The sequence below is a fragment of the Leyella stercorea genome (genome assembly GCF_021531355.1).
Lineage (GTDB): Bacteria > Bacteroidota > Bacteroidia > Bacteroidales > Bacteroidaceae > Prevotella.
Window position 1 is genome coordinate 1 of record NZ_JADYTS010000001.1, and the last position, 15287, is coordinate 15287.

Consider the following 15287-nt stretch of genomic DNA (forward strand, 5'->3'; position numbering starts at 1 on the left):
ATAGATGATGCCAGCTTTATTTTTATCATAATATAAATATTTTTTTTCTATCTATGCATTTAACGGAAGAACCTATAATCATTGATTAAACATATGTAAATTTACAACAAATAAAGTTTTCAAGCAAGTATAAAAGTTTTACTTAGTAGTTTTTATTTTGTTGATATACAATGTGTTATAAAACAGTGTGATGAAAAAGTTTTACAAAGCCATTCAAAGTTTTACAAAGCCCTTAAAAGTTTACGGATATAAGGACCGATGTTGGTTTCGTGTTCGTCAATGCCAAGCTTCTTTCTGATTTCATGGCTTACGATATAATGGCGTTTCGTTTGGATGTATTCTCCTACTTCCTTGCCACGCAATCCTATTGCATACAAGCAGAGATAATTGATTTCATTGGCAGACAATCCATGCTGTTCGAGATGCTCAATAAACTTTGGGTGCGACGCCGCGAAAGCAAGGCGTGTGGAGTCCATAAATTTCTTTTTGTCATTACGTACAGTATCAATCCATTTGTTGTACGGCTCTGCATAGCGGTCGTTATTGGTTATCTCTTTTGCCAGCAGACCGTTGAGCAAATCAAGCCTGTTCTTTATCACGTCTTTAATAGGTTTTGACAGTTCCGACTGTTCCTTTTGCAATTCCTTCAGATTGTCACGCTCATCTTCCAGCTGGTCAATTTCTAATCTGAGGTTTTCTTGCTCAAGTCTTAGATTTTTATTCTCTTTTTCTGTCAGAATGTGCTTAGTTTTACTACGGTAGCCTCGGTAATATAACCAGCCAATAATGATGACCAACGCAAATATACCACAAAGTGTTCCCCAAATAATTCTGTCCCGGTCTTGAATCTCCATAAGGCTTTTCATTTCAAGTTGGTGCTTTTTGTCTGAGAACAATAAATCTTGCGAAAGCAATTCTTTTTGGTAATGCTCAAGGGAGGCGGAGTAATCCCGATATAGAGTAAAGGCTTCTTTATACTTGCCTTGTCTCTCTAAAATATCAATCTTTATCGAAGCATATTTAAGCGAGTCCCAGGTGTTTTCTGCCGGATTAATATTCGAAATGAGGGCCATGGCTTTGTCATACTCTCCGATTTTTGAATACCCTTCAGCAAAGATCATGGTCTCATCGGTTGTTAGCTCCATGTTCTGATATTCTGTCAAGACCTCTTTTATCTCATCGGATGAACAGAAATTCACAGTATATGACAATAAGGAAGGGAACAGAAAAGCTTCTCCCTCGGGATTCTTTTTAACCATCGGTACGCAAATGGACATAAGGCTGTCTGCCGCTGGTTTGTTGTTCTGCATAACGTATCCATCAAGCGCATTCGTATAACTCTTTATTGCGAGGATGTCTTTGCCAATGGTTTTATATAGTTTGGCTGCTTCCATATTATAATGTACAAAATCGTTTATCTTGTACTGCTTGAGATACAAAGTGCCCTGTGCCACCAATGTATGGGACAGTAACAAAGAGTCCGTTACCTGTTTTCTCAAATCACAAGCATTCATGAAAGACTGCATTGCCGAATCATCATCCCCCTGATTCTGATAAATCCTGCCTTGATAATAATATGTCCGAAACTGCTCATCGGGGGTTCCGTTCTTGACATAATAGTCAATGGCAGGCTGAAGGACATCGAAAGTTGTCGTGTCAATGTAGTTTTTGTCCAATGCAATGGATTTGAGCAGCGCATATCTGGCCGCCGCCTCTTTCCCATTGACACTTGAGGACGGTATGTTTTCCAATACGACAAGGGCAGAATCAGGCTTGGTATCCATAAGGTTCTCCGCTTTATCCATTTTATTCCAAGCCGTTCCGTGCCGGTCGCAACTGCCTATTGTCAATACAGCTAGCGACAACAGGATAATATTTATAAAATGTCCTATTCTTTTAATCATATTTCATATGCTCCTATGCCCTCGCTGATGTCACTGACAATCATTTTATCATATAGAGCGTTCACATCCAACTGAAGCAAACTTCTAAGTCAGGATTACTTTTTGTCTGTTAACATTCCGCATTGGACTATCAAAAACTGGGTGCAAAGATAATTAATTATTTTCATTATCCCTTAATGATAACCGCCCTAATTACCGACCCAATAGATATATATTCAAAGAAGTTGACACCTTGCAGTCTGCAGGAGCATGCAAGCGAATAGAACATGGCTGCATCGCGGATACGCTTACACAATATTTGCATTTCTAACCGCTCAAAACTGCGAGCTGAACGCACAAGGAAATCTTTGATGCGAAAATCTCGAGTTTTGAGAGGCTTTTGTTATGTTGTTAATACACAGTGAGTTATGCGGATTAGGACGCTCTGACGTTGATTCTTGCGAAATAAAAAAGCTCCTTTTAATTTAAAATGTACTACATTTGCAGTCTAACTGTAGTACATTTACCTTCTATAACGACTACATTTACATTGCAAAAGGACTACATTTGCAATGCAAAGAAGCCTAAACTGGTGAGTGGGGAGGCGTTTGTCACCATAAAAACCTTCAAAAATGCCTTTTGAAATCTCTAGAATCGATTTTTTATTTGTAACACTTTTTTACTGCCTGTCTTATATTTGTACGGATAATTTGCAGTACCTTTGCAGATGTTTATGAAACAGGACAAGACCATATCAGTAGTAATGTGCACCTACAACGGTGCGTCACGCCATCTGCGCGAACAGCTCGACTCGATATTCGCACAGACGTTGCTGCCAGGCGAGATAGTAGTGCAGGACGACTGCAGCACAGACAACACCATGCAGGTGCTGCGCGAGTATGCCGAGCGTGCGCCCGAGGGCGTGGCGATGCGCATTGTTCAGAACACAGCACAGATGGGCATCAACGCCAACTTCTTCTCTGCCATGCGTCGGGCGGAGGGCGAACTGATTGCCGTGAGCGACCAGGACGACATCTGGATGCCCACAAAACTGGAGGAGCAGCGCGGCGCTATAGGCTCGCGCATGATGTGCGTGTGCCGCTCGGAGCCTTTCTCCGACTCGGGAGCGGAGATACGTTTCGACCGCCGCCGACCCAACTGCAACCTCATACGTCTGTTCTATGCCTCGATGATGGGCCACTGCCAGATGCTGCGCCGACAACTGCTCGACGTGATTCCTACCGAACAGGAGCAGCCCGAGATATACCGCCGCACGTGCTACGACGTGATGACAGCCACAGCCGCTGCAGCATTGGACAGCATTGTGCTTATAGACCGCCTGCTGGTGAAGCAGCGCCGATATGAGCAGGCTGCCACCTATGTGCGCGTAGACCATCATCGTGTGCGCCGTGCCGACAACGCTCTGTATATGATATGGTATGGCGTGCGCAACTATCGTCGTGTCAAGCCATGGATGAACGCCCACTTTGCCGCACGCCGCGACTTCCTTGAGTGGGTGTGGCGCAAGTCGATGGCTGCCCATTGTGAGGCTCCGGGCAGTATGCCTACAGCCGACAACCGCATCTTTGCCGACGGAATACGTCTGCTGCACAACGAGTGCAGACGCGGACTGACGGCACTGCTGGGCATTGAGCGCTATTACATAAAATACCGACACACGCTGTTCTATACCCGCGAGAAGGACCCCGTGGCTCTGCTGCGTGCCATGGTGCATCCGTTCATGCAGATATACAACTACCGCTATCTTGCCCAGCGCCAGTAGGCATGGGCAAAAACTACGGAAAGAAAGAATAAAATGAAGGTTTACTTTTATCATACCCAAAACATACAATACTGCCTTGGGCGAATGGGCAAGGGCGAGTTTCCGTCGCATTTTCTGTACGGAGCGTGCCATCTGCCCGACCATGGCATCGACGTAGTGTGGCACCGCTCGCCCCGCAAGGACCGCTCACGCATTGCCACAGCGCTGTATACGGCGTGGCGCATACTGACGTGTCGCGAACATTTCGACGCCATTTATGCTACGCATTACAAAGGACTGGAGCTGATTGTGCTGCTGCGAGCCATCGGACTCTATCGCCGCCCCATCGTGGTGTGGCACCATCAGCCCGTAGTGAAGTCGGCAAGCCGTCTGCGCGAACTCTGTGGCAGACTCTTCTATCGTGGTCTCGACCGCATGATATTCTTCTCGAAGAAGCTCTTCGACGACTCGTTGCTATCGCGCAAAGCCCGACCTGCGCACATGGTTGTGGGCCATTGGGGTGCCGACCTCGACTTCTACGACTCGATAGCCGTCAGTCCTGCCAACGACACCTTTACATTCATAGCTACGGGCAAGGAGCAACGCGACCAGCCTACGCTTATCGAGGCGTTCAACCGTACCCGCCGCCACCTGCGACTCTTCATCGGAATCAACCCCGACCCTAACGTGCCCAATCCCAATCTCGACGCCGTGCGCCGCTGTAAGCCAGCCGATAACATCGAGGTGAAGGAGATTTGCGGACTGTTGCCCTACGAAATTGCAATAGACGTGGCTCATGCCGACTGCGTGGTGATATGCTGTCACAAGACACGTTACACCGCCGGACTGACCACAGTGGTTGAGGCTCTCGCCCTCGGTAAGCCCATTATATGCAGCCGAAATCCGCAGATACCCGTAGATTTCGACCGCGAGGGTTGCGGCATTTCAGTGGAATATGGTGATGTGGAGGGTTGGCAGCGTGCCATAGAATATATAGCTACGCATCCCGAAGAGGCGCGACGAATGGGGCAGCGCGGACGGGAAATAGCTGAGCGCTTGTTTAATGACAAGCGCGATGCTGAGGAAATAGCGAATGTGATAAAGGAAACGGTTGGGAGATAATTGAAAGTTGAGGGTTGAGAGTTGAGAATTGAGAGTTGAGAATTGAGAGTTGAAAGTTGAGAATTGAGAGTTGAAAGTTGAAAGTTGAGAGTTTAGAGTTATGATATGCATATACAACATAACTTTGTTGTTGATAATGCTATAAAGGTAATCATAACTCTAAACTCTCAACTTTCAACTCTCAACTATAAATAATCCTTACCCCATACCCTTAAAACTCAGCGGCTGCATTGCAGCCGTTTTTTCGTTATACACTTCCTTAGTTACACGTCGTGCGCGCAGACTGCGCACTTTGGGGAAGTCGCGGAAGTAGTTGTCTTGCGTCATATACCAGCAATGCGACGCTATCTCGTTCGCCCTCTGGGCCATGAGGTCAATCTTGCGAGCCGAGCGCGGACTCACTACCGACAGCATACGCTGACCGTTGCGCAGCACGATGGCAAGCACTACGTAGGTGTTGACAGCCTTGTCGGCAGACGGGTCGGTGAGTTTGTGACCGCGCATCGACGACGACACCGTTATGTGCCAGCCGTACTGGCTGTTGAGGCGTTGCATCATCTCGCGGAACACCCGTCCGTGTGACGACGTGTCGGGGATGCGCTTGTACATAATATAATAATGTATCATCTCGTGAAGCAGCGTCTCCTGATATTCACGCTCGCTGCAATCGTAATAGATGCTGATGCGTATGGTGAAGTCGGTGTACACACGCTTCAGCAGACGGCGTTGGCATTTGCACACCATAGTGCCCAGTCGGGTGCGTGCCTTGGACAGCACAAGACGAGGCACAGGCAGCTCATCGCCGAAATAATCGGCGTTGAACTGCCTGAACCAAGTACGTAGTATGTCGGTGGTAAGGGTCATTCGGCGCAGTCGGGATATACTGACGTGAGGTATGCGTCGACTTTTTCGGACATTACTGTTGCCAATGCAACCTTGCCCTCGGGGTCGATGACGTAGACCGAAGGAATCCACTTGATGTTGTAAGCCAATGATACGGGCGACTCGCGCATGTTTTTGAGGTCGCTCACCTGGGTGTAGGGCAGTGCAAGTTTAGCCACTCCGTTCTTCCATGACTCGTTGTTTCTGTCGAACGAAACGCCTACAAACTCCACTCCTTTTTGATGGAATTTGTTGTACAGGGCTACGATGTTGGGCGCGTCTCTGCGACAGTCGGAACACCATGAAGCCCAGAAGTCGAGCACTACGTATTTGCCACGCAGGCTCTTCAGCGAGAACTGCTTGCCGTCGATAGTGCTGAGTGCAATCTCGGGAGCCTCGGTGCCGGGCTTCAGAAGTTCGGTGGCGTACTTGGCGTCGAGGTCGGCAGCCGTAGTTTGTGCATTTGTCTGCGCCTGAGCGTTAATGGCGTGTGGCATGGCGGTCATAGCCAATGCCAATAAGAAAAGCTTAAAGTGTTTCATATGTTTATGTATTGGAATAATAGAACGTGTCATTGCTTCTCGGTCTGCGTCTTGGGCCAGTTGACGAGAAACAGTTTGTCGGTGGCTCGTGTGAAGGCGGTGTACAGCCAGTGGATGTAGTCGGGCGTGAGCATGTCGTCGGTCATGTAGCCTTGGTCTACATATACGTGTGCCCATTGTCCTCCTTGTGCCTTGTGGCAGGTCACGGCATAGGCGTATTTTATCTGAAGAGCGTTGTAGTAGGGGTCTTTCTTCAGCTTCTTGTAGCGTTCGGGCTTTGAGGGCACGTCGGCATAGTCGAGCATCACCTGTTCGAAGAGCTGCTGACTTTGGTCGTGTGTGAGTGCAGGCGCTTCGGTAGACAGCGAGTCGGTCATTGCCGTGACTTGCAACTCGTAGTTGTCATAGTCGGGGAATCGAAGCCAAAGGTCGACGAAGTGGAATCCGTACAGGTCGCGGCGGTTGCGCACGCGCTGTATCACGGCACGGTCGCCGTTGGCTATGAATGATGGGGTAGGGGTTTGCTGCTGATTGTCGGCTGCAGGGGTATTGGGTGCGGGTGCGGCAGAATGGTTGGCGTTGTGCGAAGTCGGGTCCTTGGCGAGTCCGGCTTTGTTCAAGGCGGCATCCTGCTCAGTCCAGAAGTAGTTGTTCTTGACAATCATCAGCCAGTCGCCCGATGTCAGTTCTTCCTCGCGCCACAGCACCTGGCTGCGTATGCCCTGATTGAATATGTTGGCGCGCTTGTTGCTTCGTGTCACCACCATCGTTTCGTCCATTCCCACTTCTGAATAGCTTGTGGCAAGCGACTCGATGAGTTCGTCGCCCGGAACGTTGACGATGTCGGCAAAACCGTGGAATCGTATTTGTGGCAAAGCTGTGGCTTCGTCGTGCGTTATCATCTGGCGTATCACGGTGGCGTTGTACAGTATGCCCGACTCCTGGCTCTGGCGCAGCACCTCGTTGAGGTCGCTCTCGTATGTGGTCAGTCCGTAGCCGCTCATGAAGTCGGCACACAGGGCTGGCGATTCCTCCTCGCCCACGGGTGGAAGCTGCGCTTTGTCGCCGATAAGCATCAGTCGGCAGTTGCGTCCGGAATATACAAACTGCACGAGGTCGTCGAGCAGACAGCCCGTGCCGAACACCGAACCCTGCAGTCCCTCGTTTGCAATCATCGACGCCTCGTCGACCATGAACAGCGTGTCGGCGTGCATGTTGGGTGCAAGCGAGAAGTTGCCTTCGAGCGATTTCTGTCGGTAGATGCGGCGGTGGATGGTTGAGGCTGGAGTATCGGAATTGATGGCAAACACCTTGGCGGCGCGTCCGGTAGGTGCAAGCAGCACCACGCGTTGCTTCAGTCGTAGCATAGTGCGTACTATGGCGCCCGACAGCGATGTCTTGCCCGTTCCGGCAGAGCCACGCAATATCATGACGGCACGGTCGTCGCGGTCGGTCATGAACGCGGCGAATGTCGTGAGTGCGTGGTTTTGGTCGAGCGTCGGCTCAAATCCGAAACTCTGTCGTATCTGGTATATTAGTTCGTCTTGTAGCACAGTGGCCTTATGATTATAATGTGTTCAAGAGTGAAATGTGGATGTCTAAATTCTCTGGTAAATCTTCAGTCCGAACTTTGGCACGAGGGCGTACATCCACTCCATTATCTCGGCGAGATGATGTTCGTAAGCCTTCCATTCCTTCTGCTTGAGGAAGAAGTAAATCTCGATGGGCAGACCGTTTTCGGTGGGGTCGAGTTGGCGCATAAGGAATGTAGCGTTTGTGACGACGTCGTCGCGTAGTTCGAGCCAGTGCTCCATGTAGCGGCGGAACAGCGTAAGATTGATAACGTCGCCATTCATCTCCTCCATCTTCATCAAGCCTTCGGCAGCAAGAGTCTTTTTGAGTTCGTCGGAAGCAATGGTTATAGAGCGGAAGTCGATGTATATGGCGCGAGTGACGCGTCGGCCCGAGCTTTCCTCCATGCCATGCCAGTTTTGGAACGAGTCTTCGATGAGTTTCTGCGGAGGCACGGTGACAATGGTGTTGTCGAAGTTGCGCACTTTGACAGTCGAGAGCGTGATGTCCTCGACAGTACCGTTGGCACCAGTCTTGCTGACTGTAATCCAGTCGCCCTTGCGCACCATATTGTTGCTCGTAAGGCGGATGCCCGCTACAAGACCCGTTATTGTGTCCTTAAACACGAGCATAAGTACAGCCGATGTGGCACCGAGTCCGGCAAGCAGAGTGAGCGGACTGCGGTCGATGATGATAGAAATGATGACGATGACACCGAGAAAAATCACTATAATCTTCAATACACCGCAGAAGGAATGCAGATATTGTTGTGTGGCAGAACGCTTGTCGTTGTTGTCGAAGAGCTTGAGCGAACTGATAAAGGTGGTAGCCAGTCGCATTGTGGCTATGGTAATGTATATAGCCGTAGCCTTAAGGATGAGGCTCTGTATTATCGGGTAGTCGGAAAATATTGGAGGCATAAGCATCCAAACGATAATGGCAGGCACAATGTTGCATGCAGCCCTGATTATCTGTGGGTTAAACAGATAGTCGTCCCATACAACATCGGTACGACTTGTGATGCGTGCGGCAAGTGGCGACACCACCTTGATGCACAGCAAGTAGACAAGCCATGCTATGAGTGCTACGGTGGCGAATAGCATAGAGAGGGTGACAAACGATAACCATCCACCTGTTAGCGAGGTGGAGGCAAGCAACTGCTCTATGTATTTTGTTATTTCGTTCATAATAATCGGTTATGGTTGGCACAGTATGGTGCATACATGGTCTTGGAATGCACGTCCGTTGGAATGGTGCATCACACCCTGGTTGATAATGGCGAATGCCAGATGATGGCCATTGGCTGCTGTGCAGTAGCCAGCAAGCGACGAGATGCCTTTGACAGTACCAGTCTTGGCAAACACGTTGCCCTGCGTGAATGTGCCGCGCATGCGTCGGCGCAGTGTGCCATCGACGCCAGCCTCGGGCAGGGCTGGATGCAGATGCAGATAGATATTATTGTTGCGGAATGCGTAGCGTAGCAGTTTCACTTCCAGTTCGGCTGACACATAATTATATAATGACAGTCCAGAACCGTCGGCAATCTGATAGCGTCGAGGGTTGAGCCCCACCTTATTTATAAGTCGGCCTATCACCGTGGCAGCATCTTTGGCGGTAGCGCGTCGGTTGCCCGTAGAGGCTGCCAGCTGATAGAACATCGATTCGGCATATAGGTTGTCGCTCTCCTTGAGCATGCGCATCAGTATCTGGTCGATAGAGTGGAAGCGGCTTGCTATGCAGTAGGCATCATCGGGCTTGCGTGCTTCGCCCAGAGTGGCTTCCACCACGATGCCCGCCTCGCGCAGTTCGTCGACAAACCGCTTTACGAACACGTTGCGACGGCTGATGAGCAGAGGCGAGAGTATAGGGTTGTCGTCGTCCCAGCACCATCCGCTGCCCAGTGTGTCGGCACTCTTCATAGTCTTGTCGGCATATATGTTGCCACGTATTGTGTCCACTCCCATTTTGCGTATGCCCTCCACGAAGGCGCGCATGTCGTCGATGTTGAATCGTGGGTCGAATCCTCCCACGCAGTAGACGTTGCCGTTGAGTGTGCCGTTGCTCACATCGCCTGTATAGCAAAGCTCTGTCTTGAAGCGATAGCTGCCGCCCAGTTTGTCAATTGCTGTTATGGCTGTTATCACCTTCATGGTCGAAGCCGGGCGCATCAGTTGGCGCTCGTTGTGGGTGTATATGGCAGAGTCGGCATCGAGGTCGTATACCATTATTCCCACTTGTGATGTGCTGAACATGTCGCTCTCAAGCAGTCGGTTGATGTGTGTGCGCACCTGGTCGGTCCATGGCAGGGCGTGCTGTGATGTTGTAAGAGTATCGGTGAGCAGCGAGTCGGTCACAACCTCGTCGTCGCTGATGTCTTCCTGTGCGTGCGTGGTGAAATTGGCGGCAAATATCATGCATATAATAAGTGTCGCGCGCGTAATAATGTTATAATGTGTAATCATTGTTCCTGTCTGCGTTTTATCTCTCTGATGAATCCGTCTGCTTCAGACGGCTGTGCATAAGTGATGTGTCCGGCACCGTATTCGATGACGATGTGGCTCGCCACAATCAGCGTGCCCCTGATTTTGCGTACCGAAATGATGTCGCCTACGGGTATGACGAGGTGTTTGCCCAGACGGCCGCGTGCAATGACGAGCTGTCCGTCGGCTGTGAATGTGTATGTGGTGTTGATCGAATGGTCGACACCGGCTGCGCCCACCAGCATGCAAGCCAAGCCTATCAGTGGTGTCACGCCGGTGCGCACAAGAAAGCACCACAAGGCGCATACTGCCAGTAGCAGTATGGCAGCGAAAGCCTGCGGGCTGAATCGTTGATGAAATGTTCTGTCCATAATCAAGTGCAAAGTTAAGCATAATTATCCGAACCGACGGGTTGAACAGACTCAACAAAATTAAAAGCAACGTAATAAGAACTTTTTTTAACCTTTTGTATTCTAATTGTAATGAAAAACTTCGCATAAGTCAGAATTTATTTTTAATTTTGCAAGAAATAATAACGAGACTTGAAATTATGGCAGAATTATCAAATCGCCTTAATCGCCTCGCTCCGTCAGCGACACTCGCTATGTCGCAGAAGAGTGGCGAAATGAAGGCACAAGGTGTAGACGTTATCAACCTCAGTGTCGGTGAACCCGACTTTAACACTCCTGACCACATCAAGGAAGCAGCCAAGAAGGCTATCGACGAGAACTTCTCGCGCTACTCACCAGTTCCGGGATACATCGATTTGCGTAAGGCTATTGTAGCAAAACTTAAGAACGAGAACAATCTCGACTATACAACAGCTGAGATTCTCGTGTCGAACGGAGCCAAGCAGAGTGTCTGCAACACAGTGATGGCACTTGTCAACGACGGTGAAGAAGTGATAATTCCTGCTCCGTATTGGGTAAGCTATCCGCAGATGGTGAAGCTCGCAGGTGGTAATCCGGTCATTGTTAACGCAGGTTTTGAGCAGGACTTCAAGATTACTCCAGAGCAGCTCGAAGCCGCAATAACCCCCAAGACACGTATGCTCATTCTCTGCTCGCCGAGCAATCCTACTGGAAGCGTATATTCTAAGGCAGAGCTTGAGGCTCTCGCCGAGGTAATCAAGCGCCATGAAGGCTTGTATGTGCTTGCCGACGAGATTTACGAACACATTAATTATATAGGTCATCACGAGAGCATCGCTCAGTTCCCGGGCATGAAGGAACGCTCAATCATTGTCAACGGTGTGTCGAAGGCATACGCAATGACCGGATGGCGTATCGGATTCATCGCCGCTCCCGAATGGATTGTCAAGGGCTGCAACAAGCTGCAGGGACAGTATACATCAGGTCCTTGCTCTGTAAGCCAGAAGGCTGCTGAGGCTGCATATACTACTTCGCAGGAGTGCGTGGAAACAATGCGTAAGGCTTTTGAACGTCGCCGCGACCTTATCGTCGAATTGGCAAAGCAGATTCCGGGTCTGGAGGTGAACAAGCCAGAGGGCGCTTTCTATCTGTTCCCCAAGTGCTCAAGCTTCTACGGCAAGACAGACGGCAAGCGTACAATACAGAATTCAACCGATTTGGCTATGTATCTTCTTGAGGAAGGACATGTTGCTACTGTAGGTGGCGACGCATTCGGCGACCCTGAGTGCTTCCGCATGAGCTACGCTACAAGCGATGACAATATCCGCGAAGCAATGCGACGCATCAAGGAAGTATTGACTAGATTGAAATAAAAAATGTTAAATACCGCGTAAGCGTATGTTTATTTGCCATTATTTGCTAACTTTGCCAAAGCGCAACGCAAATACAATAGTTTATAAACTGCGCATACAATGTATTAACCATTTAAATATTGGATAAATTTTTAACCATTAATAACTTATTAAATTCTACAAAAAATTATGGCAACTACACAAGCTAAAGCGAATCCTAAGAAGAAATCTTCAGGATTCCAGGGAGTTAGAGACGCAATTTGGATTATCGTTGCATGTTTCATCCTCGCAGTATGTTTCTTCAAGTTCGTACTTGGAAACCCTGACAACTTCGTAGGTGGAGATCCTGCAAACGCTGTTAAGGACGGTAGCCTTCTCGGTACTGTGTACAAAGGTGGTATCGTCGTTCCTGTGATCATCACATTGCTCTTTACTGTTATCGCTCTTTCTATCGAGCGCTTCTTCGCTCTTCGTACCGCTTTCGGTAAGAGCTCACTCGGCAAGTTCGTTATCTCTGTTAAGCAGGCTATCACTGCTGGCGATATGGCTAAGGCTCAGCAGATCTGCGACAAGCAGCAGGGTTGTGTTGCTAACGTAGTAGGCGCTTCTATTGCTGCTTACAAGGAAATGGAGAATACTCCTAACCTCAAGCGTGCTGCTAAGGTAGCTAAGATTCAGCAGGCTCACGAGGAGGCTACTCAGCTCGAGATGCCTACACTCCAGATGAACATGCCTATCCTTGCTACTATCGTTACTCTCGGTACTCTTACCGCTCTTTTCGGTACTGTAGTAGGTATGATCCGTTCATTCGCCGCTCTTGCTTCAGGTGGTGGTGGTGACTCACTCCAGCTCTCTGAGGGTATTTCTGAGGCCCTTGTAAATACCGCATCTGGTATTTTGACATCTTGGTTCGCTGTAGTTTCTTACAACTACTATTCAAACAAGATTGATAAGCTGACATACGCGCTTGACGAAGTAGGTTACACTATTGCTCAGACATACGAAGCAAATCACGGAGACGAGGCTTAATTTTACTAACCCTTTAAAACATTTATCATTATGGGTAAAGTAAAAGTTAAGAAAGCGGATGTCTGGATAGATATGACTCCTATGTCCGACGTGATGGTCCTCTTGCTTACCTTCTTCATGTTGACATCAACATTCGTGAAGAACGAGGCAGTGAAGGTCGTTACACCGGGCTCGGTATCTGAAATCAAGGTACCGGAGACAAACGTCCTGACAATTCTCTGCGATAAGGAAGGCCGTATCTTCGTGGGTATGGATAACCCAAAGAAGATGGGCGACCTCGTTCAGGGCATGGCCGATCAGTATGGCGTACAGCTTACTAAGAAGCAGTTTGAGACCGCACAGGGCGCTGCTTCATTAGGCGTTGATATGCAGGATTTGGCAAGCGCACTGAGCTTGGGCGACAAATTGAATGAGTACCAGGCTGTCAAGGGTATTCCTACCGACAGCACCAAGACTGGTTCGATGATGAGCCAGTTCCAGGACTGGGTAAAAATGGCACGCGACAACAACGGTTCTGACATGAAGTTGGCTATCAAGGCCGACGCTGGCACACCGTACAAGGTCATCAAGAAAATGATGTCTGAGCTTCAGGATATGAACGAGAACCGTTACTACCTGATTACGTCGCTTAAATCAAATTCGGAGGAGTAAGACATGGCAAAGAAAAAAGCAAGCAGACAGAAAAAGATGAACACCCGCGTGGACTTCACGCCTATGGTGGACATGATGATGCTTCTTATCACGTTCTTCATGCTCTGTACATCTTTGGCTAAACCCCAGACGATGAACTTGACTATGCCTTCGAACGATGAGAACATCTCTGACAAGGACCGCAACGCGGCCAAAGCTTCTCAGACCGTTACTATCTTTGTATGCGGTAATGACAAAATCTACCATGTCGATGGTATACCTAACTACGACGATCCCTCATGCCTGAAGGAGACTTCATGGGGCAAGAACGGAATCCGTGAGGTGCTTATCAAGCACGTTACTGAGGACGGCTCTACTCCTGTAGCTGACATCATGGCTGCTAAGATTCGCCTCGACCAGAAGAAGCTCGCCAATCCGGCAGCTTATCCTGACAGCGTTTATGACGCTATGTTGAGCAAGATCAAGAAGGGTGAACTCGACAACGGTAAGGTTCCTACCATGACCATCATTATCAAGTGTACTGATGGCGCTTCTTACAAGAATATGGTAGACGCTTTGGACGAAATGACTATCTGCAGTATTGGTACGTACGTCATTGACAAGATTAATCCGCAGGATGAAGCATTGCTTGCAAAACGCGGCATTAAGTAATTCAATGACTAATAATTAAAGAAAGGACAAAGAAATGTCAAAAATAGATTTGATATCCAATGAATGGACTGACCTCGTCTTTGAGGGCAGAAACCAGGCATATGGAGCCTACAAGTTGCGCAAGGGTACTACCAAGCGTAACGTGTGGTCCATCATTATCGTAGCCCTTGCTGCAGTACTCCTTTTCCTCGGACTCCAACTTCAGAAAATGGCACAGGCCAACAAGACTGTTGAGAATACTCAGGCTGTCGAGCTGGCTCGTCTCCAGGAGAAGAAGAAGGAAGCTAAGGTAGAAAAGAAGGAAGTTATCCGTACCGAACCTGAAAAGGTTGTTGAGCAGGTTAAGTCTTCAGTCAAGTTTACCGCTCCTGTCATCAAGAAGGACGAAGAGGTAAAGGAAGAGGACGAGATCAAGCTCGAGGAAGTAGAGAAGAGTACCAAGGCTATCGGTTCCTTCAATGTTGAGGGTAACGACGAGGTTGGTGGTGCTGTGCTCAAGGCTAAGGAAGAAATCAAGGCTCCAGAACCTCCAAAGCATGAGGAGGAGACAAAGATCTTTACCGTAGTAGAGCAGATGCCTCTCTTCCCTGGTGGCGATGCAGCTCTTATGGCTTATCTTCGTGACAACATCCACTACCCGACTGTAGCTGCCGAGAACGGCGTACAGGGACGTGTTGTTGTTGGCTTCGTTGTAGAGCGTGACGGCTCTATCACCGACGTTAACGTATTGCGTTCGGTTGACCCGTCACTCGACCGTGAGGCTATGCGCGTGGTTAAGGGTATGCCACGTTGGACTCCTGGTAAGCAGAACGGCTCTGCTGTTCGTGTTAAGTACCAGGTACCTGTAACATTCCGCTTACAGTAATAATAACTGATATAGTTGCAGCCGAGCAATCTCTCCATTCTTGGAGAGGTTGCCCGGTGGCAACATTTAAAAACAACAAGACACAGCGGCGTTATTTCAAATATCAGAATAACGCCATTATTTTT

General features: G+C 48.9%; 14 protein-coding genes. 7 read left to right on the forward strand and 7 right to left on the reverse strand.

The window, feature by feature from the left end; translation table 11 throughout:
- Positions 1-221 precede the first annotated feature (221 nt).
- On the reverse strand, positions 222-1904 hold the full coding sequence (locus tag I6E38_RS00005) for a hypothetical protein (protein ID WP_235392046.1): 1683 nt from the start codon (positions 1902-1904) through the stop codon (positions 222-224).
- Positions 1905-2616: 712 nt separating this feature from the next.
- On the opposite strand from I6E38_RS00005, the gene I6E38_RS00010 reads away from it, so the two are divergent.
- Both I6E38_RS00010 and I6E38_RS00015 read left to right on the forward strand, forming a co-directional pair.
- Positions 2617-3666 (forward strand): glycosyltransferase, encoded by a 1050-nt coding sequence (locus I6E38_RS00010; RefSeq protein WP_235392047.1) that lies wholly within the window; start codon positions 2617-2619, stop codon positions 3664-3666.
- 33 nt (positions 3667-3699) lie between these two features.
- Positions 3700-4767 (forward strand): glycosyltransferase, encoded by a 1068-nt coding sequence (locus I6E38_RS00015; RefSeq protein WP_235392048.1) that lies wholly within the window; start codon positions 3700-3702, stop codon positions 4765-4767.
- Positions 4768-4965: 198 nt separating this feature from the next.
- On the opposite strand, the gene I6E38_RS00020 is transcribed toward I6E38_RS00015, so the two are convergent.
- The 6 genes from I6E38_RS00020 to I6E38_RS00045 are packed head-to-tail and all read right to left on the reverse strand — an operon-like array spanning position 4966 to position 10614.
- Positions 4966-5631, reverse strand: a complete 666-nt coding sequence (locus tag I6E38_RS00020; protein WP_235392049.1) for a SprT-like domain-containing protein — start codon at positions 5629-5631, stop codon at positions 4966-4968.
- Positions 5628-6191 carry a peroxiredoxin family protein gene (locus tag I6E38_RS00025; RefSeq protein ID WP_235392050.1) on the reverse strand — a complete coding sequence of 188 codons (564 nt, stop codon included), beginning with the start codon at positions 6189-6191 and terminating at the stop codon, positions 5628-5630. The genes I6E38_RS00020 and I6E38_RS00025 overlap by 4 nt, the downstream gene beginning before the upstream one ends.
- Positions 6192-6220: 29 nt before the next feature.
- The gene (locus I6E38_RS00030; RefSeq protein WP_235392051.1) at positions 6221-7744 is read right to left on the reverse strand and encodes an ATP-dependent DNA helicase; all 1524 of its coding nucleotides are present in this window, start codon (positions 7742-7744) and stop codon (positions 6221-6223) included.
- A gap of 45 nt (positions 7745-7789) precedes the next feature.
- Complete coding sequence (locus I6E38_RS00035; RefSeq protein ID WP_235392052.1) at positions 7790-8950, reverse strand: mechanosensitive ion channel family protein; 1161 nt, start codon at positions 8948-8950, stop codon at positions 7790-7792.
- A gap of 9 nt (positions 8951-8959) precedes the next feature.
- On the reverse strand, positions 8960-10177 hold the full coding sequence (gene dacB, locus I6E38_RS00040; protein WP_235392190.1) for a D-alanyl-D-alanine carboxypeptidase/D-alanyl-D-alanine endopeptidase: 1218 nt from the start codon (positions 10175-10177) through the stop codon (positions 8960-8962).
- A 44-nt stretch (positions 10178-10221) separates the two neighbouring features.
- Entirely contained in the window at positions 10222-10614 is a 393-nt protein-coding gene (locus I6E38_RS00045; protein ID WP_235392053.1) for a PH domain-containing protein, read from the reverse strand.
- 179 nt (positions 10615-10793) lie between these two features.
- Between I6E38_RS00045 and I6E38_RS00050 the strand changes: the two genes are divergently transcribed.
- From I6E38_RS00050 to I6E38_RS00070, 5 genes are all read left to right on the forward strand, one after another.
- Positions 10794-11987: a pyridoxal phosphate-dependent aminotransferase gene (locus I6E38_RS00050; protein WP_235392054.1), complete on the forward strand. Its 1194-nt coding sequence runs from the start codon at positions 10794-10796 to the stop codon at positions 11985-11987.
- Between the two features lie 168 nt (positions 11988-12155).
- Entirely contained in the window at positions 12156-12995 is an 840-nt protein-coding gene (locus I6E38_RS00055) for a MotA/TolQ/ExbB proton channel family protein (protein ID WP_235392055.1), read from the forward strand.
- Between the two features lie 30 nt (positions 12996-13025).
- The gene (locus I6E38_RS00060; protein ID WP_235392056.1) at positions 13026-13646 is read left to right on the forward strand and encodes an ExbD/TolR family protein; all 621 of its coding nucleotides are present in this window, start codon (positions 13026-13028) and stop codon (positions 13644-13646) included.
- A gap of 3 nt (positions 13647-13649) precedes the next feature.
- A complete protein-coding gene (locus I6E38_RS00065) occupies positions 13650-14297 on the forward strand; it encodes an ExbD/TolR family protein (RefSeq protein ID WP_235392057.1) in 648 nt (215 codons plus the stop codon).
- A gap of 34 nt (positions 14298-14331) precedes the next feature.
- Positions 14332-15162 (forward strand): energy transducer TonB, encoded by an 831-nt coding sequence (locus tag I6E38_RS00070; RefSeq protein WP_235392058.1) that lies wholly within the window; start codon positions 14332-14334, stop codon positions 15160-15162.
- The last annotated feature ends 125 nt before the right edge of the window (positions 15163-15287 follow it).